At 64.7% G+C, this 26,542-nt stretch carries 24 protein-coding genes and 1 tRNA gene; 17 read left to right on the plus strand and 8 right to left on the minus strand.

Annotated features, from left to right (window positions below):
- Positions 1-277: 277 nt before the first annotated feature.
- The 10 genes from EYF70_RS00560 to EYF70_RS00605 all read left to right on the plus strand — a co-directional run bounded on the left by EYF70_RS00560 (position 278) and on the right by EYF70_RS00605 (position 7,380).
- A complete protein-coding gene (locus EYF70_RS00560) occupies positions 278-862 on the plus strand; it encodes a TetR/AcrR family transcriptional regulator (RefSeq protein WP_131143650.1) in 585 nt (194 codons plus the stop codon).
- Positions 863-1,025: 163 nt separating this feature from the next.
- Positions 1,026-1,592: a DUF308 domain-containing protein gene (locus EYF70_RS00565; protein ID WP_131143651.1), complete on the plus strand. Its 567-nt coding sequence runs from the start codon at positions 1,026-1,028 to the stop codon at positions 1,590-1,592.
- Between the two features lie 188 nt (positions 1,593-1,780).
- Positions 1,781-2,377 (plus strand): hypothetical protein, encoded by a 597-nt coding sequence (locus tag EYF70_RS00570; RefSeq protein WP_131143652.1) that lies wholly within the window; start codon positions 1,781-1,783, stop codon positions 2,375-2,377.
- Between the two features lie 134 nt (positions 2,378-2,511).
- Positions 2,512-2,970: an SMI1/KNR4 family protein gene (locus EYF70_RS00575; protein ID WP_131143653.1), complete on the plus strand. Its 459-nt coding sequence runs from the start codon at positions 2,512-2,514 to the stop codon at positions 2,968-2,970.
- A gap of 145 nt (positions 2,971-3,115) precedes the next feature.
- Positions 3,116-3,189, plus strand: a tRNA-Gly gene (locus EYF70_RS00580).
- 80 nt (positions 3,190-3,269) lie between these two features.
- Complete coding sequence (locus tag EYF70_RS00585) at positions 3,270-3,593, plus strand: hypothetical protein (protein ID WP_131143654.1); 324 nt, start codon at positions 3,270-3,272, stop codon at positions 3,591-3,593.
- Between the two features lie 85 nt (positions 3,594-3,678).
- The gene (locus tag EYF70_RS00590; protein WP_131143655.1) at positions 3,679-5,697 is read left to right on the plus strand and encodes a TonB-dependent receptor; all 2,019 of its coding nucleotides are present in this window, start codon (positions 3,679-3,681) and stop codon (positions 5,695-5,697) included.
- A gap of 130 nt (positions 5,698-5,827) precedes the next feature.
- Positions 5,828-6,622, plus strand: coding sequence for a DUF2971 domain-containing protein (locus EYF70_RS00595; protein ID WP_131143656.1), 795 nt, complete (start codon positions 5,828-5,830; stop codon positions 6,620-6,622).
- 133 nt (positions 6,623-6,755) lie between these two features.
- Positions 6,756-6,938 carry a DUF3606 domain-containing protein gene (locus EYF70_RS00600; RefSeq protein WP_131143657.1) on the plus strand — a complete coding sequence of 61 codons (183 nt, stop codon included), beginning with the start codon at positions 6,756-6,758 and terminating at the stop codon, positions 6,936-6,938.
- An 82-nt stretch (positions 6,939-7,020) separates the two neighbouring features.
- Positions 7,021-7,380 (plus strand): hypothetical protein, encoded by a 360-nt coding sequence (locus EYF70_RS00605; RefSeq protein WP_131143658.1) that lies wholly within the window; start codon positions 7,021-7,023, stop codon positions 7,378-7,380.
- Here EYF70_RS00605 and EYF70_RS00610 read toward each other — a convergent pair.
- Together EYF70_RS00610 and EYF70_RS00615 are read right to left on the minus strand one after the other, a co-directional pair.
- Positions 7,344-7,847 (minus strand): hypothetical protein, encoded by a 504-nt coding sequence (locus tag EYF70_RS00610; RefSeq protein WP_131143659.1) that lies wholly within the window; start codon positions 7,845-7,847, stop codon positions 7,344-7,346. The two genes, EYF70_RS00605 and EYF70_RS00610, sit on opposite strands and share 37 nt — an antisense overlap.
- A 30-nt stretch (positions 7,848-7,877) precedes the next feature.
- Positions 7,878-9,059, minus strand: a complete 1,182-nt coding sequence (locus EYF70_RS00615) for a GAF domain-containing sensor histidine kinase (RefSeq protein WP_131143660.1) — start codon at positions 9,057-9,059, stop codon at positions 7,878-7,880.
- 142 nt (positions 9,060-9,201) lie between these two features.
- On the opposite strand from EYF70_RS00615, the gene trmB reads away from it, so the two are divergent.
- Positions 9,202-9,882 carry a tRNA (guanosine(46)-N7)-methyltransferase TrmB gene (gene trmB, locus EYF70_RS00620; RefSeq protein WP_131148813.1) on the plus strand — a complete coding sequence of 227 codons (681 nt, stop codon included), beginning with the start codon at positions 9,202-9,204 and terminating at the stop codon, positions 9,880-9,882.
- Between the two features lie 101 nt (positions 9,883-9,983).
- Here trmB and EYF70_RS00625 read toward each other — a convergent pair whose 3' ends face one another.
- On the minus strand, positions 9,984-10,895 hold the full coding sequence (locus EYF70_RS00625; RefSeq protein WP_131143661.1) for a DMT family transporter: 912 nt from the start codon (positions 10,893-10,895) through the stop codon (positions 9,984-9,986).
- 294 nt (positions 10,896-11,189) lie between these two features.
- Here EYF70_RS00625 and EYF70_RS00630 point away from each other — a divergent pair, with 294 nt between their 5' ends.
- Positions 11,190-12,146, plus strand: a complete 957-nt coding sequence (locus EYF70_RS00630; RefSeq protein ID WP_131143662.1) for an AraC family transcriptional regulator — start codon at positions 11,190-11,192, stop codon at positions 12,144-12,146.
- Between the two features lie 48 nt (positions 12,147-12,194).
- Here EYF70_RS00630 and recQ read toward each other — a convergent pair whose 3' ends face one another.
- Together recQ and EYF70_RS00640 are read right to left on the minus strand one after the other, a co-directional pair.
- Positions 12,195-14,015, minus strand: coding sequence for a DNA helicase RecQ (gene recQ / locus EYF70_RS00635; RefSeq protein WP_131143663.1), 1,821 nt, complete (start codon positions 14,013-14,015; stop codon positions 12,195-12,197).
- 77 nt (positions 14,016-14,092) lie between these two features.
- Positions 14,093-14,926 (minus strand): undecaprenyl-diphosphate phosphatase, encoded by an 834-nt coding sequence (locus tag EYF70_RS00640; protein ID WP_131143664.1) that lies wholly within the window; start codon positions 14,924-14,926, stop codon positions 14,093-14,095.
- A gap of 253 nt (positions 14,927-15,179) precedes the next feature.
- Here EYF70_RS00640 and EYF70_RS00645 point away from each other — a divergent pair, with 253 nt between their 5' ends.
- Positions 15,180-15,527, plus strand: coding sequence for a hypothetical protein (locus EYF70_RS00645; RefSeq protein ID WP_131143665.1), 348 nt, complete (start codon positions 15,180-15,182; stop codon positions 15,525-15,527).
- Between the two features lie 15 nt (positions 15,528-15,542).
- Here the strand turns inward: EYF70_RS00645 and EYF70_RS00650 are convergent, their stop codons facing one another.
- Both EYF70_RS00650 and EYF70_RS00655 read right to left on the minus strand, forming a co-directional pair.
- A complete protein-coding gene (locus tag EYF70_RS00650; RefSeq protein ID WP_131143666.1) occupies positions 15,543-17,909 on the minus strand; it encodes a TonB-dependent receptor in 2,367 nt (788 codons plus the stop codon).
- Between the two features lie 125 nt (positions 17,910-18,034).
- Complete coding sequence (locus tag EYF70_RS00655; protein ID WP_131143667.1) at positions 18,035-19,186, minus strand: glycoside hydrolase family 88/105 protein; 1,152 nt, start codon at positions 19,184-19,186, stop codon at positions 18,035-18,037.
- A 518-nt stretch (positions 19,187-19,704) separates the two neighbouring features.
- On the opposite strand from EYF70_RS00655, the gene EYF70_RS00660 reads away from it, so the two are divergent.
- Genes EYF70_RS00660 through EYF70_RS00675 form a run of 4 tightly spaced genes read left to right on the plus strand, consistent with a single transcriptional unit; the run spans position 19,705 to position 26,258 of the window.
- Complete coding sequence (locus tag EYF70_RS00660; RefSeq protein WP_131143668.1) at positions 19,705-21,624, plus strand: glycoside hydrolase family 2 protein; 1,920 nt, start codon at positions 19,705-19,707, stop codon at positions 21,622-21,624.
- Positions 21,625-21,637: 13 nt separating this feature from the next.
- On the plus strand, positions 21,638-23,878 hold the full coding sequence (gene bglX, locus EYF70_RS00665) for a beta-glucosidase BglX (protein ID WP_131143669.1): 2,241 nt from the start codon (positions 21,638-21,640) through the stop codon (positions 23,876-23,878).
- An 8-nt stretch (positions 23,879-23,886) separates the two neighbouring features.
- The gene (gene gudD / locus EYF70_RS00670) at positions 23,887-25,215 is read left to right on the plus strand and encodes a glucarate dehydratase (protein ID WP_307722104.1); all 1,329 of its coding nucleotides are present in this window, start codon (positions 23,887-23,889) and stop codon (positions 25,213-25,215) included.
- Entirely contained in the window at positions 25,215-26,258 is a 1,044-nt protein-coding gene (locus EYF70_RS00675) for a LacI family DNA-binding transcriptional regulator (RefSeq protein WP_131143671.1), read from the plus strand. The genes gudD and EYF70_RS00675 overlap by 1 nt, the downstream gene beginning before the upstream one ends.
- Before the next feature lie 6 nt (positions 26,259-26,264).
- On the opposite strand, the gene EYF70_RS00680 is transcribed toward EYF70_RS00675, so the two are convergent.
- Positions 26,265-26,522, minus strand: coding sequence for a YkgJ family cysteine cluster protein (locus EYF70_RS00680; RefSeq protein ID WP_131143672.1), 258 nt, complete (start codon positions 26,520-26,522; stop codon positions 26,265-26,267).
- Positions 26,523-26,542 lie beyond the last annotated feature (20 nt).

Here is a 26,542-nt window from a genome sequence, read left to right on the forward strand (position 1 = left end):
CTGCTTTGGCCACGCTCTACTGGCGGTTCGACCGTTTGTACTAAAACTAGATATCCGGATTGACGAAACTGTATCAAAAATACACGCGCCGTAAACGGTAAACGCGGCTTCTATCCTCTGCTGGCGTTAGAAGTTGTATTTTCCATACAGTCGTCGAAATGGCATTATGTACCGCGACTACATATATAAATGTAGTCGGCGCATTCGGATATGGGTGCCATCGCTGCGCCGATAACAGCCAGTTGACAGCCAACCTACCAGAAGGTAGGCTTCGTCCATGGCAAAATTGTCGAACACTTCCGAAGAAATCCTGGCGTGCGCGCGCGGCCTCATCGTCGCAGGCGGCTACAACGCTTTCAGCTATGCGGACATCGCCGACGTGGTCGGCATACGCAAAGCCAGCATCCATCACCATTTCCCGAACAAGGTCGACTTGGTCAAGGCGCTCGTCGTGCAGCACCGCCAGGCAACCGAAGAAGGGCTCGGCAATCTACGCCACGCCATTCCCGATGCCATGGGACAGCTGCGCGCGTATGTGGGGTACTGGGAACAGTGCATCAGCGACCTGAGTGCGCCGTTTTGTATCTGCGCACTGCTGGCCGGGGAGTTGCCAGTCCTGCCAGCGGAAATCGCGGTGGAAGTACGCGCATATTTCCGCTTTCTGTCGGGGTGGATGGCATCGGTGCTGGAGCAGGGGATGCGCGAGGGAACCGTCCGGTCCGCGAATGGCCCGCAAGTCGAGGCGGAGGTTCTCATGGCAAGCATTCATGGGGCAATGCTGTCCGCCCGGGCCTACGGCGATGTCGCCGTCTTCGCCACGGTGGCGGAAAGCCAGCTGGCCCGCTACTCGACGGAGTCATAGGCCCTCTGCATATGCCACTTGCTGCGTCGAGACGGAGTAGTAACCGGCGCCGCATGCCCAGCCAGTTCTCATGAGCTGCCGATCTGCGCTGCCGATTTTTTTGATCGATCTACCTACCAACTAGTAGGCAGATAACCGGATTCTTAACGATGGGAGCAGCAACATGAATGACACCGTATTCCACCCTGCCGCGCACGAAGGCTGGCTCAAGCGCTATTACTTTATCCGCGCAGCCTTCTCGATCACGTGGATCATCGCGGTCCTCGCGATTGCGCCTTCTTCGGCAGCAGCCAGTGCGGTGCTGCTGGTCGCGTATCCAGCCTGGGATGCTGTTGCCAATTTGATCGACAGCAGGCGCAGCGGCGGGCTGGCTGCGAACCGTACCCAGTCGATGAACGTCGTCGTCAGTGTCGCCGTAGCGCTGGCGCTGGCCGTCACATGGCCCGACATGCACGGCGCCTTGGGCGTGTTCGGTGCCTGGGCCATCCTGTCCGGCCTGCTCCAGCTCGGCACGGCGGTGCGGCGTTGGAAAAGCCATGGGGCACAATGGGCCATGGCCGTGAGCGGCGCGCAATCCGCGCTCGCCGGTGCGTTCTTCCTCTACCAGGCGCAGTTGCCCACGGTGCCATCGATCGTGAGCCTCGTAGGCTATGCGGGGTTTGGCGCATTCTATTTCCTGGCGTCGGCACTGTCGCTGAGTGCTGCCGGATGGCGCAGAAAACGTAGCTGAGTCGGGCCCCCAGTCACCTTGCGGGCACGGTAGACTGTGCGAGGCCTGTACGAAGATGACTTTCCCTCGCGCTTGGAAGGTGAATCTCCAGATGGATATTTATCGTGTTCGTGCCGCATCGGCACGTGAATAATGTGCGTACTTCGGATTGAGTTGCAGGAAGTACATATGTTCTTGGATGTGGAGATATGACAAAGCGTCTGCTTTTCACCAATGAATCGACCGACCCTTTCGAAGCGCGCATCGGTGGCGGCGCACTGATTGGCGGGGTTGCAGAATGGCCCGTTGCTCCGGATGGAACGCTATTGATGCTGGTCGCTTCAATTCCCAACACTTTCCTGGCACAACATACCGGGGTTCAGCTCTCGGCAGGGATGTTCACTTCGGTTTTCTCATACTATTCGGAAGCCGACTACTTCCTGGATCAGATCACCTACCATGGTCACCCGGAAGAGCTTGCCGTGATCGATTCAGGAACGACAAGGGTGATTCAGCACCGCGCCGGGCAGGAGATATGCCAGCCGTATGCTATCGCGGCGTATCGAATGGATACAGGCGAGGCTGTTAAGGATGACGCGGACTGCGGATCGCGTATCGGAGGCAAGCCAACTTTCCTGCAGAATGAAGAGATGGATCTCGATGGCTTCAACTATATCCTACAACTGAGCAGCTCCGATTTTCCCAGCCGGCATGCCGACATTTTCGGGTTATCCGATGCAGTCGCTTACTTGTATCTGGCTGATACAAAAGACGTGGAGGGGAAATTTTTTTCCCAGGTGACCTGATACTCTTTGAAACGTACACACGGTATCACGCAGGTCCCATTGCACCCGGCCTATACTCAGTTCGATCTTCTCCCCGGTAAATGCGTGAACTGCGCCAGTGATAGAAAGCCCGGAAAATTGGCGAGGAGTCGGAAATGATCCCGGCACGAGTGAGAGCATTCCTGGCGAAAGAGACAGGCGATGTGCTGCGCGATGATCGTCCATCGGCGTTGCATATGCTGCGCCGCCTCGGCGTGGATGCCAGCACCGAATTCGGCGAGTTCTATCTGACTTACCAGGGGAACTTCATCAGTCCCCGCGTTGTGGCCGAATTGCTGGACATTGAAGGCCCACAGATTCCCGCTATTCCCGACCAAACGGATTACGTTCGAGATCGATATCGGTTTCCGGAGAAATTTCTTGCCCTGACATCGGATGAGAGTGAAGGCATGTATTTGTTCGATCGAGAGGATGGGACGGTGCATGATTTCGATCTTTGCGAATATGACGATTTCGTCAAGGGCAGGGTCCCGGCTCGGTGGAAGTCCTTCAACGCTTTCCTGTCATGGTATTTCGACGAAGAGTGCAATGCACCAGGTCGAGACCCGGACTGAGGAGCCACGCCCCATCTGCCGGTCTGGTGCGTTTGCGGGGAAATCCGAAGGCGCCGCGTGCCGCGAGCGCCGCACTCCGGCAGCGCCTTGCGTTAAGCCTGCAATATTGTCAGCGCCCGTTAATCCCGCGTAGAATGTGCGGCACGCGGGTGTAGCTCAATGGTAGAGCAGGAGCTTCCCAAGCTTAAGACGAGGGTTCGATCCCCTTCACCCGCTCCAGATCTCCATGTTCGCAGCCACGCTGCCGGCCGGATTCCCGAGCCGCGGCCCAGCCAACCGAAAGTTCCCCGAGTAGTCGCATGTCCCCGCGCGTCATCGTCCAGTTGTTGTTGTCGCTGCTGTTGCTGGTTTCCCAGCAACTGGCGCTGGCACACGGCTATACCCATGTCCAGCGCAGCGCCACCGAGCAGTTGCGCGACCAGGATGGCGCTCCGCCGGCGGCAACGGATCACCTGTGCGCGCAATGCCTCTCGGCCGACCAGCTCGCGCACGCGTTCGGCGTGCCGACGTACCACTTCAAGGTAGCCGGCAGCGGCTATCTATCGCTGGAAGAACCGTCCGCGCGGCCGGCCAGCAGCAAGACCGTCCGCGCCTTCCAGCCGCGCGCCCCGCCCCGGGCCTGACCAGCACCTGCAACAGCAATTTTCGCCGCCGCGTACCCATGTGCGCGGCGGCGGCTCGTCATTCCCGATATCCGAGGTACGCATCATGAACACCCAAAAAACGCTGCTGGCCAGTGCCATCCTGGCCGCCATCTCTTCCACCGCGCACGCCGATACCAGCAGCGCCGAACCGCAGGGCGCCGATCCGCAGGGCACCGGCCAGGTCCAGCAGGTGGTCGTCACCGCCAATCCATTCCGCAGCACGGAGGGCGACCAGATCCTCACCCCGGCCAAGGTGCTGCAGGGCGACGAACTGCGCGACAAGGCCGGCAGCTCGCTGGGCGAAACGCTGTCGCAGGAACTGGGCGTCTCCGCTTCGGCCTTTGGCGCCGGCGCGTCGCGCCCGATCATCCGCGGCATGGAAGGCCCGCGCGTGAAGATGCTGGAGAACGGCATGGCCGTGTCGGACGTGTCCGGCCTGTCCAACGATCACGCGGTGGCGGCCGAAGGCGCCGTGGCGCGCCAGATCGAGATCCTGCGCGGGCCGGCCGCGCTGCTGTACGGGTCCGGCGCGATCGGCGGGCTGGTCAACGTCGTCAACGAACGCATTCCCACCACGCTGGAACCGAAACTGACCGGGCAGGCCGAGGCGCGCTACAGCACCGTCGATACGGGCAAGAACGCGTCCGGCACGATCGACGGTTCGGTCGGCAAGTTCGCCCTGCATGCAGATGGCAACTGGCGCAACGCCGATGACTACAAGATCCCCGGCACGCGTTCGATCGGCGATCCGGACTCGGGTTCCGGCCGCCTCGCCAACTCCTTTACGCGGGAGCGCAACGTGGGCCTCGGCGGTTCGTATGTCGATGACTGGGGCTATGCCGGCGCTTCGGTGTCGCACCTGACGAACCTGTACGGCATCCCCAGCGCCGAGGGGTCGCGCATCGACCAGGAGCAGACGCGCTACGACATCGAAGGCGTGGTGAAGGCGCCGTTCGCGGGGTTCGAGAACCTGAAATTGAAGGCAGGCCATACAAGCTATGAACACGCGGAACTGGGCGAGGACGATGCGCCCGAAGTGATCTTCGACAATCGCTCGACGGAAACCCGGGCGGAACTGTCGCACCTGCCGGTGGCCGGCTGGCGGGGCACCTTCGGCCTGCAAACCGAGAATACGCACTTCTCCGCGCTGTCGGCGGAGGGCGGGCCGGATACGGTGCCGGTCACGCGGTCCACGTCGCAGGCCGGCTTCCTCGTCGAGGAAAAAGACCTGGGGCCGGTGCGCCTGTCCGCCGGGGCGCGGCTCGAGCATGTGAAGCGCCAGCCCGTCACGGGGCTGGACCGCTCGTTCGGCCTGAAGTCCGGCTCGGTGGGTGCGCAGTGGCCGTTCATGCCGGGCTATGCCGCCGGCGTCACGTACTCGTATGCGCAGCGCGCGCCGGCCACCGAGGAGCTGTATTCGCATGGCCCGCACGACGCGACCGTGACGTTCGACATCGGCAATCCCGACTTCGAGAAGGAAGTGTCGCGCAACGTCGAGCTGTCGGTACAGAAGACGGCTGGCCTGGTGCGCTGGAAGGCCAACCTGTACCGCAACAAAGTCGACGATTTCATCTACGGGAACGTGACCGGCGTGCTGGTGGATGAAGAGGGCAACCCGGGCAGCGACCTGCGCGAACGGATCTTCGAGCAGGGCAATGCCACGATCCGCGGCGCCGAGGCCGAGCTGACGGTCAACGAGCATGGCGCGGGCTGGTCGGGGCGCGTGTTTGCCGACACGTCGCGCGGCAAGCTCGATGCCGGCGGCAGCCTGCCGCTGCAGCCGGCCGACCGTATCGGCGCATCGGTCGCCTACAAGATGGATGCGCTGCGCGCCGGCTTGTCGCTGGTGCACGCGCGCGGGCAGGACCGGCTGGCGTCGTTCGAAGGCACACCGACGGACAGCTACAACCAGCTGAACGCCAACTTGTCCTATACACAGAAAGCCGGCGCCCTGGACCTCACGTATTTCCTGCTGGCGAAGAACCTGCTGAACGACGAGATCCGCGTGTCGACATCGGTGCTGAAGGACATCGCGCCGCTGGCCGGCCGCGGCATCGTGTTCGGCGTGCGCGCCAAGTTCTGATCGATCCTGATTTTCGGTTGGCCGCGCTGGCTTAGGGTTCGTTACAACACGCCAGCCGCGGGGCCGTGCGCTCCGTCCCGCCCGTTTCGCTAAGATTTCGGCATGCGGCATCACAGCGGGAGGAAGGACCGTGCACCCGGAGTACCTGTACAAATACCGGCCGTTCGCCAGCGAATGCGATATCGAGTTCACGCGGCAGATCGTGTGCGACAACACGATCTACTTCGCGCCGCCGTGCACGTTCAACGATCCCTTCGATTCGCGGCCCGCGTTCACCTTCGATGCGCCATTCGACGAGATGAAGGCGTATTACCGCCGCATGTGCAGCAAGCAGATGCCGCAGCTGACCGAACGGGCTTGCGAGGAAGAGCTGGAAAAGATCCTGGCCGATCCCGCCACCGACCTGCGCACGCCGCAGGGGCAGCAAAGGATCCAGCAACTGCACTCGCGCATCCTGGCCGAGGAAGTCGGCGTGCTGTGCCTTTCCTCCGAGCGCGACCATATCCTGATGTGGTCGCACTATGCCGATTGCCACAAGGGCATCTGCCTGCGCTTCGATGCGCGCGCCGCCTTCCTGCGCGAAGCGCGGCCGATCGGCTACGAGCAGCGCCGTGAGCTGATCAATCCGTTCCGCGATCGCGACGAGGACATGGCTGCCAAGACCTTCCTGATGAAGAGCCGGCACTGGCTGTATGAAGGCGAATGGCGCGCGGTGCGCTATGAGGGACCTGGGCCGGTGGAGTTCGCGCCGGAAGCGCTGACGGGCATCGTGCTGGGGGCGAACGCATCGAAAGAAGCGGAAGAACGGGCGCGCGAATGGGCCAGCCGCCGCCGCGCCCCGCTGGAACTGTTGCGTGCCTACCCGGACCAGCAGGATTTCCGCCTGCATATCCGCCCGCTGGACCATTGGAATTGCGAGAACTGAACTTGCCGCAAGGTGCGTGAGCTAACTGACCGGTAATGCACCGCGCGCGATCCTTTCATGAACGACGCATGTCGTGATCGAGCATGTCGTGCGTCATTTCCCTGCTTCATTTCATGCATCAAAGGAGAACATCATGTCGGACAATCTGCAAGAGCGCGGCCCGCAGGACCGCAGCCGCATCAACGTCAACGAAGAGTGGGAACTGCGTTACTGGACGAAGGAACTGGGCTTGTCCGCGGACGAACTGCGCCAGGCGGTGAAGGATGCCGGGACCAGTGTCAAGGCCGTGCGCGAGCACCTGGGCAAGCCTGCCTGAGCGCCGTCATTACTGTCAGCAAGCGTGCGCGCGGCCCTGGTCGCGCGTGCTAGCATCCGCCCTTTCATATTGTTGAAGTAGCATGACCGAAGATATCTGGGTGAAGGGTTACGTCTACAGCGTCGAGGTGGTGGAAGAATCCGGACGCTATCGCGGCTGCATTCATGTCAAGGCGCACCGCTACACGGGCCGCACGTTCGAGCCGCCCATCGTGATTGAAACGCCGGCGCTGTTCAAGCGCGAACATGCGGCCGAGATCGAGGCCCGCGCACTGGCGCGTGAACTGATCGACGGCGGACGGCTCGAAGAGCACATCGCCGGTCACCGGCACGAAGCGTCCGTGCCTCCCGCACCACCCATATCACCTATATCACCTATATCACCTATATCACCTATACCGGCCGCTCAGCCGTTCAGCGATACATCCAGCCACACCGAGTAAGCGAGGCGCTTGCCTTCCCACGTGCCGCCACCGCGCACCGCGGCGTCGGTGGACGTGGGCTTGCCGTCGATCTCGTGGCGCGCCAGCATCTGGCGGAACGCCAGCGCATCCTTCGGCGCCAGGTAGCCGACCATGCTGCCGGATACGAACACCGCAACGGCCTTGTCCTCGTAGGGATTGGCGTCATCCGGCAGCAGCAGTGCCGGGTGGCGTGCATCGGCGTTCGCTTCGCCATGTTCGCCGGCCAGTGCCCGGATCGTGTCGCGGTAGCGCGATTCGCCCACCACTTCCAGCTCGAAGCGGCCGCCGTCCGACCAGTGCCGCACCGGTTCGCCGTCCGGCACCGGCGTGTACGAACCGCCGGTGGGATGCCCCTGCCATGGCGCCGCCTTCGGCCGGCCCTTCAGGAGGAAATACAGCGCGAGCAGCGCCACGAGGATGATTGCGATGAGAAGGGCTTGTTGCACGGATCGGTCCGGAAATTGGCGGGGCCGCTATTATCGCAGCCCGGCCGGCGCCGAACAGGTGAATGCGGTGCGGCGATCGCGCGAGACCACGTGCAGCTTGCCGCCGTGGGCATGGGCGATCTCGGAGGCGATGTACAGGCCCAGGCCGAGGCCGCGCCGCGGCTGGCCGTCGTCGTCGCGCCAGTAGGGCTGGAACAGCTTGCCCAGCTTGTCCGGCGCGATCGTCTCGCCCTCGTTGATCACGGTCAGCCGGAAGGTGCCGTCTTCCACGTGCGCGTCGACGCGCACCGGCGTGCCGGGCTCGCCATAGCGCAGCGCGTTCGACAACAGGTTCGACAGCAGTTGCGTCATGCGGTCGCGGTTGCACCATACGGTGCCCGGGATGGCGATATCGGTGACGATGGCGCGCTGCGGATATTCGCTCTGGCACTCGACGACGGTCTGCGCCAGCGCCTCCGCCAGGTCGGTCACCGGCTCCAGTTCCAGCGCGATGCCCCCGCCCAGCCGGCCACGCACGAAATCGAGCACGTCGTCGATCATGCGGCCGATGCGCTGGCCGCTGCGCTGGATCGTGCGGGCCACCGTCAGCGTGGTGCTGTCGCCGCCGCGCTGCTGCAGGATCTGCGCGCCGTGGAGGATCGAGGACAGCGGCGTGCGGATATCGTGCCCCAGCACCGCGATGAACCCTTCGCGCAGCAGGGCGGTGGCCTTTTCATCGGTCAGTTCGGAAATGCGCTCGGCGTGGCGGCGTTCCGCTTCGAGCTGCTTCGAGATCAGCTGGGCGAACAGTTCCAGCGATTTCACCGTCTTCGATTCGGACAGCACCAGCGGCTTTGGATCGAGGCCGCACAGCGTGCCGAAGAAGGCGCCGGCGGTGTCGTAGATGGGGATCGAAATATAGCTTTCGAAGCCATACTGGCGCGGGCAGGGATGGTCGCGGAACAGCTCGTCCTGGCTGACATGGTCGATCACGATGACGGCATCGGCCTTGCGCACGCTGTCGCACAGCGTGGTGGTGACGTCGAGCGGATCGCCCGGCTGCAGGCCGAAGCCGAGCCGGTCGAGTACCGCGCAGGTGGTCCAGCTGGACGGCGTCACGTGCGCCACGCAGACGAAGCGCAGGCCCGTCATTTCGGCCATGACGGAGAGAATGTCCGGTACACACGGCAGTGCCTGGACTGCCTGCACCGGAGGCGGCCATGCTTGCGTCATGTTCCGTTCCAGAAAAGTGTTCGAAGGAAAAGTGTAGCAGACCGCGGGGGGCGTTCGGCACGGAGGCTGCTGCTATAATCGCCCTTTTTTTCAGCAAAGTTCCATGTCTTCCGAAACCCCACCGAAGGGCCCCGCGCGGTCCATGCTGTACGACCCGACCGAACGCCGCATCAAGAGCTTCGTCACCCGCGCCGGCCGCCTGTCCACCGCGCAGGAGCGTGCGCTGAACGACCTGGGGCCGCGCTTCATGATCGAGTATGCCAAGGCGCCGCTCGATACGGCGGCGGCATTCGGCCGCACCGCGCCGGTCGTGCTGGAAATCGGTTTCGGCATGGGCCAGACCACCGCGCATATCGCCAGGCACATGCCGGAGAAGGATTTCATCGGCGTGGAAGTGCACACGCCGGGCGTGGGCAGCCTGCTGAAACTGATCGGCGAGGAAGGGCTCACCAACCTGCGCGTGATCCAGCACGATGCGGTCGAGGTACTGAACAACATGATCCCGGCCGGCACGCTGGCCGGCGTGCACGTGTTCTTCCCGGACCCGTGGCACAAGGCGCGGCACAACAAGCGGCGCCTGATCCAGGGGCCGTTCGTGAAGCTGCTGGTCGACCGGCTGCAGCCGGGCGGCTACCTGCACCTGGCCACCGACTGGGAAGATTACGCGGTGCAGATGCTCGAGGTGCTGTCCGCCGAGGAAGGGCTGCAGAACACGGCCGAGGGCTACGCGCCGCAGCCGGCCTACCGCCCGCTGACCAAGTTCGAAAACCGCGGCCTGAAGCTGGGCCATGGTGTGTGGGACCTGGTGTTCACGAAGAAGTAAGCCTGTATCGGGTAAGCCCGTATCGGGCAAGCCGCATCAAGCAAGCCCGCATCAAGCAAGCCCGCATCAAGCAAGCCCGCATCGGGCAAGCCCGCCTTGCCTCATGAACGCGCCGACGCCGTCCCCACGGCGGCCGGCGTTTTCGTTTTGGCCGGCAGGAAGGCCAGCAGGTTGCCGGCGATGACCAGTGCCAGCCCGGCAAAGGCGGCGGCGCTCCAGCGGTAATCCTCGTAGACCGACGACACCGTCAGCGCCACCACGGGGAACAGGACCGTGCAGTACGCGGCGCGGTCCGGGCCCATCCTTCCCACCAGCAGCAGGTAGGCCGTGAAGCCGATCACGGAGCCGGGGATCGCCAGGTACAGCAGCGAGCCCACGTACTGCGTGGTCGGCTCGAAGCGGAACGGCATGCCGAGCGCCAGCGCGCCGAGCGTGAGGATGGCGGCGCCGATGAACATGGCCCACGTGTTGGTCAGCCATGGCGTCAGGCCCAGCGCCTGCATCCGCGACGACAGCAGGTTGCCCGCCGAAAAGCACAGCGTGCCCAGCAGGGCCAGCGCCAGGCCGGCCAGCATGTTGCCGTCGTTCCAGTGGCCGGCCATCTGCGGCAGGAACAGCAGGCCGATGCCGGCCAGGCCCAGCGCCGCGCCGCCCATCACCATGCCCCGGATCGGCCGCCCCAGGAACAGCCGGCCGTTGATCGCATTCCACACCGGCGCGGTGGAAAACACCACGGCCACCAGTCCGCTCGGCACGTGCGCGCTGGCATAGTAAAAGCACAGGAAATTGCAGCAGAACAGGGCCGTGCCCTGCGCCACCAGGTAGCGCCATGCGCGGCGCGGCGGCCATACCGGTTTCCTCGTCACCACCAGTATCAGCAACAGCACCGCCGCCGCCAGCCAGAACCGCCACGCGATCGACACCGGCGCCGGCACGTCGCCCAGCTGCAGCTTGATCGCGATCCATGTGGTGCCCCAGATCAGCACCGTGGTCACATAAAGAAGAGCATTCATGTCCGTATTCCAATAGTTGCCAGAAATCGGGGTCTGACCTTAATGCCGCTAAGTTAAGCGTTACCCGATACGTTGGAAGCGTATGCATTCACCCCAACAGCGAAGGGCCGGGGTCAGACCCGCCGGGTCTGACCCCGGAATTTGCACTTGGGGTGGGCTTGTCTAAGCGGCATTAGGGTCTGACCCCGGTTTCTGGAAATATTGCGGGGTGGAATGCGTGGCCGCTTGTCTGGTCTTGCGCATTTCAAGGGCGGAGGCGGCGGGAGGAGGGCGGGGGATGCTAGACTTTTCGCCATGAACACCGGCATCCTCCCTTACCCGATCCCCGACGAACGCCTGGCGCCGGCGGCGCGGGCGGCGCTCGAAGCGGCGCCGCGCGATGCGATGGGGCACGCGGTGTTCCGCACGATGAGCGGCACCGATGCCCGGCTGGAGCGCTTCGCATGGCTGGGCGATGGCCTGGCGGCGGCGGTGTGGGAGCGCCACACGGACGAGCAGCTCACCGCGTACAGCCAGCCCGGCCATCACACGCTGTCGTGCTACCTGGGCGGGGGCTACCGTGTCGAGCGCCATGGCGCGCCCGGACAGTTCGGGGCGCCGGGCCGCCTGTGCTCGCTGCCGGACTGGCACGAGTCGGGCTGGATGGTGCGCGATTCGCTGCGGCTGATGCACATCTACTTCATGCCCGACCAGTTCACGCGCCGCGCCGTGCTGGAGCTGGACCGCGAGCCGCGCGAGCTGATGCTGCAGGACCGCACCTATTTCGACAACCCGGCGCTGGCGCACCTGTGCCAGTCGCTGCTCGATGCGCCGTGGCTCGGCACCGACCAGCTGCTGCGCGCCAACGAGATCACGCACGAGGCGCTGTCGCAGCTGCTGCGCGACCAGGCGGCGCTGCGTCCCGACCTGCGCCTGAAAGGGGGACTGGCACCCTACCTGCGGCGCCGGCTGGCGGACTGGATCGAGGCGCACCTGCACGAGCCGGTCACGCTGGGCCGCCTGGCGGAACTGGCCTGCCTGTCGGAGTTCCACCTGGCGCGCATGTTCCGCATGTCGTTCGGCATGCCGCCGTCGGCATGGATCGCGGCGCGGCGCATCGACCGCGCGAAGGGCTTGTTGAAGACGGGAGCGCTGCCGTTGCAGCAGGTGGCCGATGCGTGCGGCTATGCGGACCTGTCCCACTTTAGCCACCGCTTCCGGGCGGCGACCGGCGTGCCGCCGGGCCAGTGGCGCGCCGCGCTCCGGGGCTGAGTCTGGGCTGACTCAGGGGCTGAATCTCGGGCTGAATGAGGGCCTGACTCAGGCCAGGTCGCGAATCAGGCGAACGATGTCCTCGCCGTACGAGGCAAGCTTCTTCTCGCCCACGCCGGACACGCCGCGCAGGTCGTCCAGCGAGGTGGGCTTGGCCTTGGCGATTTCGCGCAGCGTGGCGTCGACGAAGATCACGTAGGCCGGCACATTGTGCTCGCGCGCGGCGCCCATCCGCCAGGTGCGCAGGCGCTCGAAGATCGCCTGTTCCGACGAATCGAGATCCATTTCCACGTAGCCCTTCGGCGTGGACCCGCGTTTCACCTTCACCGGTTTCGCATACTGCCGCAGCTGCACTTTCTGGCCGCCCTTCAGCACGGGGCGGGCCGCATCGGTCAGTTTCAGCGACATGTACTGGTCGTGGTCGACGGAGACCAGGCCCAGTGCGATCACCTGCCGCAGGATGGCGCGCCATTCCTGCTCGCTGCGGTCGGCGCCGATGCCGAACACGGAAAGCTGGTCGTGCCGCCATGTCTTGATGCGCTCCGTTTCCTGGCCGCGCAGTACCTCGATCACGTGGGTGGCGGCAAAGCGCTGGTCGACGCGGTAGATCGTCGACAGCAGCTTCTGCACCGGCACCGTGCCGTCGAACGACACGGGCGGGAACAGGCAGGTGTCGCAATTGCCGCAGGGCGTGGAAGCTTCGCCGAAATAATCGAGCAGCCGCACGCGCCGGCACGACAGCGTCTCGCACAGCCCCAGCATCGCATCGAGTTTCGAGCCCAGCACGCGCTTGAAATCCTCGTCGGCCTCGGATTCGTCGATCATCCGGCGCTGCAGCACCACATCCTGCAAGCCGTAGGCCATCCAGGCGCTGGCCGGCATGCCGTCGCGGCCGGCGCGGCCGGTCTCCTGGTAATAGCCCTCGATGCTTTTCGGCAGGTCGAGGTGGGCCACGAAGCGCACGTCCGGCTTGTCGATGCCCATGCCGAAGGCGATCGTCGCTACCATCACGATGTTTTCCTCGCGCAGGAAGCGGGCCTGGTTGGCCGCGCGTTTCGCGTGGTCCATGCCGGCGTGGTAGGCCAGCGCGCGGATGCCGTTCTCGTTCAGCATCTCCGCCGTTTCCTCGACCTTCTTGCGCGACAGGCAGTAGACGATGCCCGAATCGCCCGTGTGTTCGCCGCCGATGAAGTCCAGCAGCTGCTTGCGGCCATTGGTCTTTTCGACAATCGAATAGCGGATGTTCGGACGGTCGAACGACGAGACGAATTGCGCGGCGTTGGTGAGATCGAGGCGGTGCGCGATCTCGGCGCGGGTCTGCTGGTCCGCCGTGGCCGTGAGCGCAATGCGCGGCACGCCGGGGAATTGCTCGTGCAAGACCGACAGCTTGATGTACTCGGGCCGGAAATCGTGGCCCCATTGGGACACGCAGTGCGCCTCGTCGATCGCGAACAGCGCGATCTTGGAATCCTGCAGCAGGTCGAAGCAGCGCTGCGTCATCAGCCGCTCGGGCGCCACGTACACCAGGTCGAGCTGGCCGGTGCGCACCATGCGTTCGATGCGGGCGGTTTCTTCCCAGGTTTGCGTGGAATTGAGGAAGGCGGCGCGCACGCCCACTTCGGCCAGCGCATCCACCTGGTCCTGCATCAGCGCGATCAGCGGCGAGATCACCACGCCCACGCCATCGCGCAGCAGCGCGGGAATCTGGTAGCACAGCGACTTGCCGCCGCCGGTCGGCATCAGCACCAGCGCATCGCCGCCATTGGCGACTTGTTCGACGATTTCTGCCTGCTGGCCGCGGAAGGCCGAATACCCGAAGACGGTTTCGAGCAGGTGAAGGGCGCGTTGGGAGATGTCCAGTTGATCCATTGATAAGCTTTTAAACCCGGGGTAAAGTCCGGCCCGGGGTTGCCGCCAGGGTTCAGCCGACAGTCAGGTGAGGAACCTTAGTCGACCCAGGCAACAGTACCGGTGTAGGCAGTGGCGAGAACCACGATGCCGAACACTATACGGTACCACGCAAAGATGGTGAAGTCATGCGTGCTGATATAACGCAGCAGCCACCGCACGCACAGGAAGGCGGAAATGAAGGCGGCAACCGAACCGACGCCGAACAGCGGCAGGTCGGCCGCCGACAGCAGTTCGCGTTCCTTGTACAGCGAATAAAAGGTCGCGCCGAGCAGCGTGGGAATGGCCAGGAAGAACGAGAATTCGGTGGCCGCCTTGCGCGACAGGCCCAGCATCATGCCGCCGATGATGGTGGCGCCCGAACGGCTGGTACCGGGGATCAGCGCGAATGCCTGGGCACAGCCCACCTTCAGCGCATCGGCCATCGTCATGTCGTCGACCGAGTGGATCCGTACCGAGACCGGGTTGTTGCGCGCGCGGCGCTCCACCCACAGGATCACGAAGCCGCCGACGATGAAGGCGGCAGCCACCGGCACGGGCGCGAACAGGTTTTCCTTGATCAGGCGGCTGAAGAACAGGCCCAGCAGGGCGGCCGGGAAGAAGCCGATGAGCACGTTCATCATGAAGCGCCGTGCTTTCGGCTCGGACGCCAGGCCGGCCAGGACGCTGCCGATGCGGACACGGTATTCCCAGATCACGGACAGCATCGCCCCACCCTGGATCGCGATTTCAAAGACCTTGACCTTCTCGCCGGTGAAGTCCAGCAGGCTCGCCGTCAGGATCAGGTGGCCAGTGGAGGAAATGGGCAAAAATTCGGTAAAACCTTCGACCAGCCCCATGATCAGGGCCTTCAATGCGAGAACGATGTCCATGGATGTGGGTAAGGTAGGTGGAAGGTGATGATGTGAGACGTGTACGGAACGAGGAGGAAAGCGCGCGCCGAAGCTTACCACGTTGCGACCTCGACAACATCCGGAGCCCGGCCGTGCCGCCTGCCATGACCGGGATACCGATCCGGAAAACATGGACCAGGGCAGCGATCCAGGACATCGCGCTGATGTTATGAATCAATAAGCAAAATTGCCTTTTGGATAAAGATGGATTTCCATCTTCCAGGAGGTAACGATGAGAAACCATACCCGGGCCGCCCGCGCCCACTTCATCTTCGCCGGCTGCTACGCGCTGTCGGGCGGTGCGCTGCTGGTTGCCGGGGCGTTGCTCGGCGTGGAAACCGGCTGGCACTTGCCGGCATGCGTGGGCGCGCTGGCTGCCCCGCATGCGGTGATGGGGTGGGGCGCAGCGAAGGCGAAGAATTGGGCGCGCGTACTGACGCTCGTGCTGGCGTTCCCGGCGCTGCTGGCCGTGCCGCTCGGTACGCTGGTGGCGATCCAGCTGATTTCATACTGCTGGCTGGCATGGGACGGCCGCGACGCGTTGCCGGCGGCGGCCCGCATGCCGGCGACCGCCCGGTGAGGCGGCACCGCTCCGTCAGAACGTCATGTCCGCCCGCACACCGAAATACCGGTGCCAGTCGCGCGGCGGCAGCCATTCCGTCGTATTCACGGCGCGCGGCGCGTTCGGCGCCTTCGGGCTCCACGTGCCGTTGGCGATGCTGTTGTTCAGCCCCGCCGCATAGCGCTTGTCGAACAGGTTGTTGACGAACAGGCTGGCCTTCCAGCGGCCCCGCTTGTCCGTTGCCCCGACCGACAGGTTGCTGATGGCATAGGCACCCTGGATCGTCATCGGATCCTGGTTCAGCGAATACTGCGTGCGGCTCTGGAATCGCGTAGTGCCTGAAATGAAGGCATTGAACGGCAGCGACGCCAGCGGCACGTCGTACTGGCCGCCCAGGTTCAGCTTTACTTTCGGCGCGTTGGGCAAGGTCTTGCCCGCCAGGTCCTGCACATTGGTGTTGTTGAATTCCGGGCTCTGGAAGCAGCCGGGCCCGGGCGTGGCGGCGGTGCCGGCCGCGTTCAGCACGTTGTAGCACGGGCCGTTGCGAAATTCCGTGATCGTCGCTTCCGTGTACGCGAAGCTGCCGTTCAGCTGCAGCCGCGGCGTCGCGCGTACCGAACCTTCCACTTCCAGCCCCTGGGTGCGCAGGCCGCCCAGGCTGTTCAGCGCGGTGCGGAAAATGCCGTCGTAGTCGAAGAACCCGGCCGACTGCTGGAAGTTGCGGAACTCGGTGCGGAACAGCGCCATCGAGAACATCGCCCGGTTGTCCCACAGGCTCTGCTTCCAGCCCAGCTCATAGCTGCGCGCCGTTTCGGGTGGCACCGCCGGCTTGGCCGCCAGCGCCGCGGTGAAGCCGGAGGTGAGGTCGTACGCCACACCCTTGTGCCCTGTCGATACCGTGCCATACACCATCGCGTCGCGCGTCAGCCGGTGTTCCAGGCCGAGCTTCCATGTCTTGCTGCTGTTGCTGTCCGACTTCGTGTAGAACTCGGTCAGCGCGAACGCCTGCGGCGGTACCGTGTAGCGGCGGTAGTTGTAGCCGGTATCCTCGTCGTTCCAGCGGGCGCCCACGATCAGGCTCGTGTCGGGGCGCAGGTCCCACGTGCCCTGGCCGTAGACCGCCTTGTTCACGTTCCACGCATCCGCGCCGTAGTTGGTGCCGTAGTTGAAGATCAGCGGCGCCTTCGCCAGCTCGCGGTTCAGGTCATTCTTGCCGTACCAGAGGCCGACCACGTAGCGCACGGTACCCTGGTCCGGCGACGTCAGGCGAAACTCCTGCGTGGTCGACTTCACGTTGAACTGGCCATACTGGTACAAGCCGCCGTGCATCCCTGTCGGCGAGCCATCCTGCAGGGTGAGGTATTGCAGGATGTCGATGTCGGTGGCATCGTTGTCCTGGTAGTCGTCCATGTGGTACTTGCCGTACGAGCTGATGGAACTGAGCGTGTGGCCGGCGGCCAGGCCATAGTCGACCTTGAAGCCCACGCCCCAGTCGCGGAACTTGCCGCCGGTGGGATAGTCGTTGCGCACGCCGCGGTTGCCCGGCGCGATGTGGATGTCGCGCAGCACGACCGATTGCGGCAGCTGCGGCGCGTTGCGGTAGAGGCCACCGGGCGTCATCGACGTGAAGGCCGTGGTGCAGCAGAACTTCTCGGTGCGGTTGTAGCGCGGCGACAGCGTGAACGTCAGGTTGTCGAGCGGCTGCCATTCGAACTTCGCGTTCAGGTTGTCGCCCTTGCTGCCATTGAGCCGCCCGCCGGTCGTCAGGTTGTCCAGCGTGCCGTCGTAGTCGGTCTTGCTGGCGGCGATGCGCATGCGGAACGTGTCGGACACGGCGCCCGAAACGCTGACACCGGCGCGCCATTCATGGTCGTTGGTGGCCAGCAGCGTGGCGCTGGTCTTCACCGGACCGCCGATCGGCTTGGTGGTGATGTTCAGGGCGCCGGCGATCGAGCTCTTGCCGAACAGCGTGCTTTGCGGGCCCTTCAGCACCTCGATGCGGTGCACGTCGGCCAGGTCCTTGAACGCATTGGCCTGCATGCCGAGTGGGATGTCGTCGACGATCACGGCGACATCGGCCTCCACGCCGATCCCCAGCGAAAACGTGCCCACGCCGCGCATGTTGATGCTGAAATTGCCCGGCTGCGTGCCGTACGACAGCGTCAGCGCCGGCGACAGCGACGGCAGGTCGTCCAGCTCGCGCACATTGGAACGCTGCAGCACGGCGTCGCCCAGCACGGTGATCGATGCCGGCACGTCCTGCAGGTTCTGCACCCGCTTGTTGGCGGTGACGACGACCGATTCCAGCTTGCCGCCATCGCCTTCCTGCGCATGGGCGGCGCCAGCCGCCAGCAGTGCCGCCGCCAGCGCGAGCGGGGTGCGTTGTTCTTTCCACAGCATGGTTGTCTCCTTGTTTTGGGTGTGAGGGGGCCTGGCCCCGGTCCGGCGGGTGCGGACAGGCCTGGCTGTGCAGCGGCGGGCCGGCAGCCCGTGTAATCAGTCGATCTAGGTGTCAGTCATGCGGGTTATCGCCTGGCTAGCCGGTATACCTCGCTGCCGGCCAGCAGGAACGCACCTACCCCGTAGACTTCGGTGGCCTGCTCGTCGAACACCTTCGGCGCAAGGCCGATCGGCTGCACGTGCGTGAGCCGGCCATCCGGGTTGACGTTGCCGACCAGCGCGGTCCATGCCTTGCGCACTGCCGGCTCATAGGTGGCGCGGTCGAGCAGCCCGGCGTTCACCCCCCACGCCAGCGCGTAGGTGTAGAGCGCCGAGCCGGATGACTCCTTCATCGGATAGCTGGCCGGATCGAGCAGGCTCGAACGCCACAGGCCATCGGCTTGCTGCAACCCGGCGATGCGCGCCGCCATCTCGCGGTACTGCTGCTCGAACTTCGCGCGTGCCGGGTGGGCAGCCGGGAGGTATTGCAGCATCCGCACCAGGCCTCCCATCACCCAGCCGTTGCCTCGGCCCCAGAACACCTTCTTGCCGTTGGCTTCGCGCGCCGCGAACGCGTTGCTGTCGCGGTAATACAGGTGCTCGTCCTTGTCGTACAGGTAGTCGGACGTGACCCACCATTCGCGCACGGCGAAATCGACATAGCGCTTGTCGCCGGTGATGGACCATAGCCGCAGCCATGCCGGCGGGGCCATGAACAGCGCATCGCACCAGGACCAGCGGTCCTGGTTGCCCTTCACCGTGAATTCCAGCGAGCCGGTGCGAGGGTTGGCCAGGATGTCGTCGAAATGCGCACGCATCGGCGCGATCATCTTCGGATCGCGCAACGCGATCGACAGTTCGGCGTATGTCTGGCCTACCACGTGATCGTCCGCGTGATAGTGGTTGGGGCCCAGCTTCCAGCCATTCTTTTCACCCATGCGCACCATCGCGTCGCGGTAGCGGGTGTCGTTCGACACGCCGGCCAGCGCCATGAAGCCCGTGTAGCCGACGGCCTGGGTCCAGTCGTCGGGACGGTGGCGGCTCGGGTTGGCCAGCTGCCAGTCGGCCACGCGCTCCATGGCGGCCAGCACTGCTTGTGGGGTAATGGCTGCCGATAGCGGGGCGGCCTGGGGCGGCGCTGCCGATGGGGATTGTCCTGCCGCCGTCGCGGCGGGCGCATGCAGCAGCGCGATGGCGAAGGTGAGGGCGGTAGCGGTCCGGATGAAGTGTCGCGTCATTGTGCGGTCTCCTGTGGGTTTTGTGGAACGTGCTTGGAAAGCTTTCCAATTTTCGGATTAGAATAATTGAAACCGCTACCAGCCACAACGCGTATCCATCTTGCGCGGATGATTTGTTGCGTTTTGGGGAAAACGTTTAATCCGGCATTGGCTTCGCCGAATCAGGCAAGTGGCTGGGCTGGCGGTACGGTGACGCGCGGGAGTGTTAAACGGTTTCAGCCACGTGGCGACATCCTGTGACTGAAACGGAAGGAGGCAGGGATGTACTAAAAAATCGACCAAGCGCTGGCGCCACCGGCATCCGCCATCGCGCTGGCGCTTTCATCTACAGGCACGGAACCCTGGGTGGAAGAGGCATTGTTGCGCTCTCCTGCCCGGGCACCAATGCACGGCCGGGACGATCCGGGCATGCGCAGTTTTTTTATTTTGACATCCTCGACCGCCGGGCTTATATTTTAGGGTTGGTAGCGGTACCAGCGGTCACAGGCAAATCGACTATACAATTACATGGAGACACGATGCTGAACCGATTTTCCGCTGTCGCTGTTGCAGTGCTGGCATGGCATGCGGGGGCGTTTGCCGCCCCGTCGCCGCAACACGAGACACCGCAGGACCAGGCACCACAGAATCAGGCGTCACAGAACCAGCCGTTGCAGAACCAGCCGCTACAGAATATCTACGGCCGCACCCACCAGAACCTGGATGGCCGCTGGCACTACATCGTCGATCCGTATGAAACGGGGTACTACGATTACCGCCGCAAACCCTATGACGAGTCGGAGAAGGGCAGCGGCGGCTACTACGACGACCGCCAGCCGAAGGACAAGGGCGACATCGTCGAATACAGCTTCGATGGCTCGCCCACGCTGGCCATTCCCGGCGACTGGAATTCCCAGGATGCCAAACTGGAGTTCTACGAAGGCACCGTATGGATGCGGCAGAAGTTCGATGCCGCGCCAAAGGACGGCAAGCGCTACTTCCTCTACTTCGGCGCCGTCAACTACGAGGCGCACGTCTACCTGAACGGGAAAAAGCTGGGCAGCCACAAGGGCGGCTTCACGCCATTCCAGTTCGACGTCACCGGCAAGCTCGCCGCCGGCTCGAACACGGTGGTCGTCAAGGCCGACAACAAGCGCCACCAGGACGAGATTCCCACCGTTTCCACCGACTGGTGGAACTATGGCGGCATCACGCGCGACGTGCTGCTGGCCGAAGTGCCGGCCACCTACATCGCCGACTACAAGGTGCAGCTGGCGAAGGGCGATGCGCGCCGCATCGAGGGCTACGTGCAGCTCGATGGCGCACGCAAGCAGCAGGAAGTCACCGTCACCATTCCTGAAGCGAACCTGTCGGCGAAGGTGCGTACCGATGCGAATGGCCGCGCAACGATCCGCATTCCGGTGAAGGCACTGCGCTACTGGTCGCCGGAAGATCCCAAGCTGTATGGCCTGACGATCGCCGCCGGCGGCGACAAGGTCAGCGACCGTATCGGTTTCCGCACCATCGAGACCCGTGGCCGCGACATCCTGTTGAACGGCAAATCGACGTTCTGGCGCGGCGTCTCCCTCCACGATGAAAACCCGCTGATTCCCGGCCGCCTGCGCGGCAGCGGCGACATGCGCATGCTGCTGCAGTGGGCCAAGGACATGAACTGCAACTACGTGCGCCTGGCGCATTACCCGCACAGCGAGGAAATGATACGGCTGGCGGACGAGATGGGCCTGATGGTGTGGGCCGAGGTCCCTGTCTACTGGACGATCTCTTGGCAAAACCCGGCCACCTTGCAGAACGCCCAACAGCAGTTGACGGAGCTGGTCGTGCGCGACAAGAACCGCGCCAGTGTCGTGGTCTGGTCGATCGGGAACGAGACGCCGGTCAGCGAACCGCGCAACGCATTCATGTTCAAGCTGGCCGACACGGTGCGCGCGCTGGACGACACGCGCCTGGTCGGCGCCGCGCTGGAAGTGCACCGCAAGGGCAATGAAGTGACGGTGGAAGACCCGCTCGCCGACAAGCTCGACCTGGCCAGCTTCAACGAATATGCCGGCTGGTACTGGGCCAGCAACAAGGACATGCTGGACTTCCACTTCAACATTCCGTACGACAAGCCGGTAATGATCACCGAATTCGGCGCCGATGCGCTGGGCGGTTTCCATGGCGATGCCGATACCCGCTGGAGCGAGGAATACCAGGACCAGCTGTACAAGAACCAGTTCAAGATGCTCGAAGCGATCCCCGGCCTGCGGGGCATGACGCCGTGGGTGCTGGTGGACTTCCGCTCGCCGCGCCGCCCGCACCCGTATTTCCAGGACTTCTGGAACCGCAAGGGCCTGATCTCGCAGACGGGCAAGCGCAAGCAGGCGTTCCATACGCTGAAGGCGTACTACGACAAGAAGCAGCAGCAATACCAACAAAACAAGCAAAACCAACAAAACTGACAGGAGACCGTCGATGACGTTACGACCCGTTGCACTGGCCGCGGCGCTGATTGCCGCATCCATTCCCCTGGCGGCACCCGCGCTGGCCCAGGATGCGATCGACCGCAAGGTCGATGCGCTGCTCAAGCAGATGACCCTGCAGGAAAAGGTCGGCCAGCTGCACCAGCTGTCCGGTGCCGAGGCCACCGGGCCCGAGGCGGCCAAGCGCGCCAGCCAGAACACGGAAATCCGCGCCGGCAATGTCGGCTCGATGCTCAACATCAAGGGCGCGAAGGATACCCGCGAAGCGCAGGCGCTGGCACTGCAATCGCGGCTGAAGATTCCTCTGCTGTTCGGCCTGGACGTCATCCACGGCTACAAGACCGTGTTCCCGGTACCGATCGGCGAAGCGGCATCGTGGGACCTGGAAGCCATCGAACAATCGGCGCAGGTGGCGGCCCGCGAGGCTGCAGCGGCCGGCATCCACTGGACTTTCGCGCCGATGGTGGACATCGGCCGCGATCCACGCTGGGGCCGCGTGATGGAAGGTGCCGGCGAGGACACTTACCTGGGGTCGAAGATCGCCGCTGCCCGCGTGCGCGGCTTCCAGGGCCCGAAGCTGGGCGCCACTGACCGCGTGATGGCCACCGCCAAGCACTTCGCCGCATACGGGGCCGCCGTGGCGGGCCGCGACTACAACGCGGTGGACATGAGCCTGCAGCAGCTGTACGAAGTCTACCTGCCGCCGTTCAAGGCATCCGTCGACGCGGGTGTCGCCACCTTCATGAACTCGTTCAATACGCTGAACGGCGTGCCCGCCACCGGCAGCGCATTCCTGCAGCGCGACATCCTGAAGGGCGCCTGGAAGTACAAGGGCTTCGTGGTGTCCGACTGGGCCTCGGTGAAGGAAATGGTCCTGCACGGCTATGCGAAGGACTTGCCCGACGCGGCCGTGAAGGCGATCAACGCCGGCAGCGACATGGACATGGAAGGGGAGGCCTACATCGCCCACCTGGCGCAGGCCGTCAAGGATGGCCGGGTGGCGCAGAAACATGTCGATGACGCCGTGCGCCGCATCCTGCGCAAGAAGTTCGAGATGGGGCTGTTCGACGATCCCTACCGCTTCTCCGACGCACAGCGCGAGCAGGCGGTGCTGGCCGATCCCCGGCACCGCGCCATCGCGCGCGACGTGGCGCGCAAGTCGCTGGTGCTGCTGAAGAACGACAAGCTCAATGGCAATGCGATCCTGCCGCTGGCGAAGAACGCGAAAAGCATCGCCGTCATCGGCCCGCTGGCCGATTCGCGCCGCGACCTGGAAGGCGGCTGGGTGGTCTCCGACGTGCGCGGCGAGGTGGTTTCCATCCTCGACGGCATCCGTAACCACGCGCAGGGCGCGCAGATCAGCCACGCCGCCGCGTGCGCACCGGGCTGCGCCACGGCGGAAGGATTCGATGCCGCCGTCGCCGCGGCCGGCAAGGCGGACGTGATCGTGCTGGCCGTCGGCGAAACCTGGGACATGAGCGGCGAAGCCAAGTCGCGCACCGACATCGGCTTGCCGGGCCAGCAAACCGAATTGTTCCGGCGGCTGAAGGCCACCGGCAAGCCTGTCGTGGCCGTGCTGTTCGCCGGCCGGCCGATGATCTTCAACGAGATCGCCGACAATGCCGATGCCATCCTGTATGCATGGTTCCCCGGTTCCGAGGGCGGCAACGCGGTGGCCGACGTGCTGTTCGGCGACTACAACCCGTCGGCCAAGCTGCCGGCCACGTTCCCGCGCAACCTGGGCCAGATCCCGATCTCGTACGCGCAGTACAACACGGGCCGCCCGGTGACCAGCGAGAAGGACATCGTCTACCGCTCGGCCTATATCGATTCGCCGAACACGCCGCGCTATGCGTTCGGCCACGGCAAGAGCTACACGGAATTCGGCTACTCGGGCGTGCAGCTGGACCGCACGATCCTGCGGCCGGGCCAGACCGCCACGCTGTCGTTCGAGCTGCAGAACAAGGGCAAGGTTGCCGGCACCGAGATCGCGCAGCTGTACATCCGCGACACTGTCGCCTCGGTGGTCCGCCCGGTCAAGGAACTGAAAGGCTTCACCAAGGTCCACCTGCAACCGGGGGAACGGCGCCGCGTCACCTTCACGATCGACCGCGACACGCTGTCATTCTTCAACGGTGACCTGAAATGGGGCGCCGAACCGGGCGAATTCAAGCTGATGGTCGGCAGCGCCTCGGACGACATCCGGCTGGAAACAACTCTTCACCTGCAATGAAAGACATCATGAGCGATACCCCCGTCATCACCTCCGTCCGCGTCATCCCCGTGGCGGGGCGCGACAGCATGCTGCTGAACCTCTCCGGCGCCCATGCGCCGTTCTTTACCCGCAACCTGCTGATCCTCACCGACAGTTCGGGCAGGCAGGGCGTCGGCGAAGTGCCGGGCGGCGAAGCGATCCGCAAGACGCTGGAAGATGCGCAAGGCCTGATCGTCGGCCGCGCGCTCGGCGACTACAACGCGGTGCTGAACGCGGCCCGCGCGGCCTTCGCCAGCCGCGATGCCGGTGGCCGCGGCGTGCAGACCTTCGACCTGCGCGTGGCGATCCACGCGGTGACGGCGATCGAATGCGCGATGCTCGACCTGCTGGGCCAGTTCCTCGGCGTGCCGGTGGCGGCGCTGCTGGGCGAGGGCAAGCAGCGCGACCAGGTGCCGATGCTGGGCTACCTGTTCTACATCGGCGACAAGCATAAAACCGACCTGCCGTACGCCAGCGAGCCGGATGCGCCGGACGCCTGGAGCCGGCTGCGCCACGAGGAAGCGTTGACGCCGGAAGCGGTGGTGGCGCTGGCCGAGGCGGCCTATGAGCGCTATGGCTTCCGCGACTTCAAGCTGAAGGGCGGCGTGCTGCGCGGCGAAGAGGAAATCGAGGCGGTGACGGCGCTGGCCGAACGCTTCCCGGAAGCGCGCATCACGCTCGATCCGAACGGCGGCTGGCTGCTGAAGGATGCCATCCGGCTGTGCCGCGACAAGGGCGACGTGCTGGCTTACGCGGAAGACCCGTGCGGCCCGGAGAACGGCTATTCCGGCCGGGAGGTGATGGCCGAGTTCCGCCGCGCCACCGGCCTGCCGACGGCGACCAACATGATCGCCACCGACTGGCGCGAGATGAGCCATGCGATCGCACTGCAGTCGGTGACGATCCCGCTGGCCGACCCGCATTTCTGGACGATGCAGGGTTCGGTGCGCGTGGCGCAGCTGTGCCAGGCCTTCGGCCTCACCTGGGGCTCGCATTCGAACAACCACTTCGATGTGTCGCTGGCGATGTTCACGCACGTGGCCGCGGCGGCGCCGGGCAACATCACGGCGATCGACACGCACTGGATCTGGCAGGATGGCCAGCGCCTGACAAAGCAGCCGCTGCAAATCGCCGGCGGCCTGGTCGACGTGCCGAAGCAGCCGGGCCTGGGCGTGGAGCTGGACATGGTTGAAGTGGAGGCGGCGCACCAGCGCTACCTGGGCATGGGCCTGGGCGCGCGCAACGACGCGGCGGCCATGCAGTTCCTGATCCCCGGCTGGCAGTTCGACAGCAAACGGCCTTGCCTGGTGCGCTGATGGCCGACGACAAGGATGCAGACAGCGCGGCCGGCAAGCGCCGCCGCCGCAAGGGCCTCGGGCTGACGCTGCGCGACGTGGCGCGGCTGGCCAACGTGGCACCGATCACCGCATCGCGCGCGCTGAACACGCCGGATGCGGTGTCGGACGAAATCCTGCAGCGCGTGAAGGATGCCGTCGAGCGCACCGGCTACGTGCCGAACCTGCTGGCCGGCGGCCTGGCTTCGCGCCGCTCGCGGCTGGTGGCCGCCGTGGTGCCGACCATTACCGGTTCCGTGTTCCTGGAAACCGTGCAGGCGCTGACCGAAACGCTGGCGGCCAACGGCTACCAGATGATGCTGGGCCAGTCGGGCTACCATGGCTCGCGCGAGGATGCGCTGCTGGAAACCATCATCGGGCGCCGCCCGGATGGCGTGATCCTCACCGGGATCATGCATTCCACGCTGGCGCGGCGCCGGCTGGTGGCCAGCGGCATTCCCGTGGTCGAGACATGGGACCTGACGCCCACGCCGGTCGACATGCTGGTCGGCTTTTCCCATGAAAAGGTGGGCAGCGCCGTGGCGCAGTTCCTGCACGCGCGGGGCCGGCGCAAGATGGCCTGCATCAGCGCCAACGACGAACGCGCGATCCGCCGCAACAACGCCTTCGCCAACGCGGCGCAGGCGCTGGGCGTGGAGGTGGTGCCCACGCACATGGTGCCGGCGCCCAGTTCCGTCGCCAGCGGCCGCGAGGGCCTGCGTGCGCTGCTCGCCAAGGATCCATCGCTGGACGCGATCTTCTGCAGTTCCGACATGGTGGCGCTGGGCGTGCTGACCGAGGCGCAGGCGCAAGGCATCCGGGTGCCGGAACAGCTGGCCATCATCGGCCTGGGCGACCTGGCCATGTCGCGCGAACTGCACCCCGCGCTGACTTCCGTGCGGGTCGACGGCACGCTGATCGGGCATACCGCCGCGCAGTACATCATGCAGCGCGCCGAAGGGGAGGTGGTGGCCGAACCGGTGTGCGACGTGGGGTTTACGATCGTGGAGCGGGCGACGACGTGAAGCGTCCTACGCTGGAGCGGTCGCCCGCTCCAGCTCCGCCAGCCACACCATCGCGTATTCGCGATCCGGACCGCACATCTCGAGGGAGGGCTGCAAGCCACCGCAAAACGCCGGCCGCTCCGGCTTGCCAAACACGCGGCAGCGGTTGTCGTCGTCGAGCTGCACGCAGCGTACGCCAGCCGGTTTGCCATTCGGCATGCCGGGAATCGGGCTGGTGATGGATGGAGCGGTGCAGCAGGCACCGCAATGGTCGCGGCAGTTCATGGAAGCGGCGGAACAGATCG

It is taken from the genome of Pseudoduganella albidiflava, from assembly GCF_004322755.1.
Lineage (GTDB): Bacteria > Pseudomonadota > Gammaproteobacteria > Burkholderiales > Burkholderiaceae_D > Rugamonas > Rugamonas albidiflava.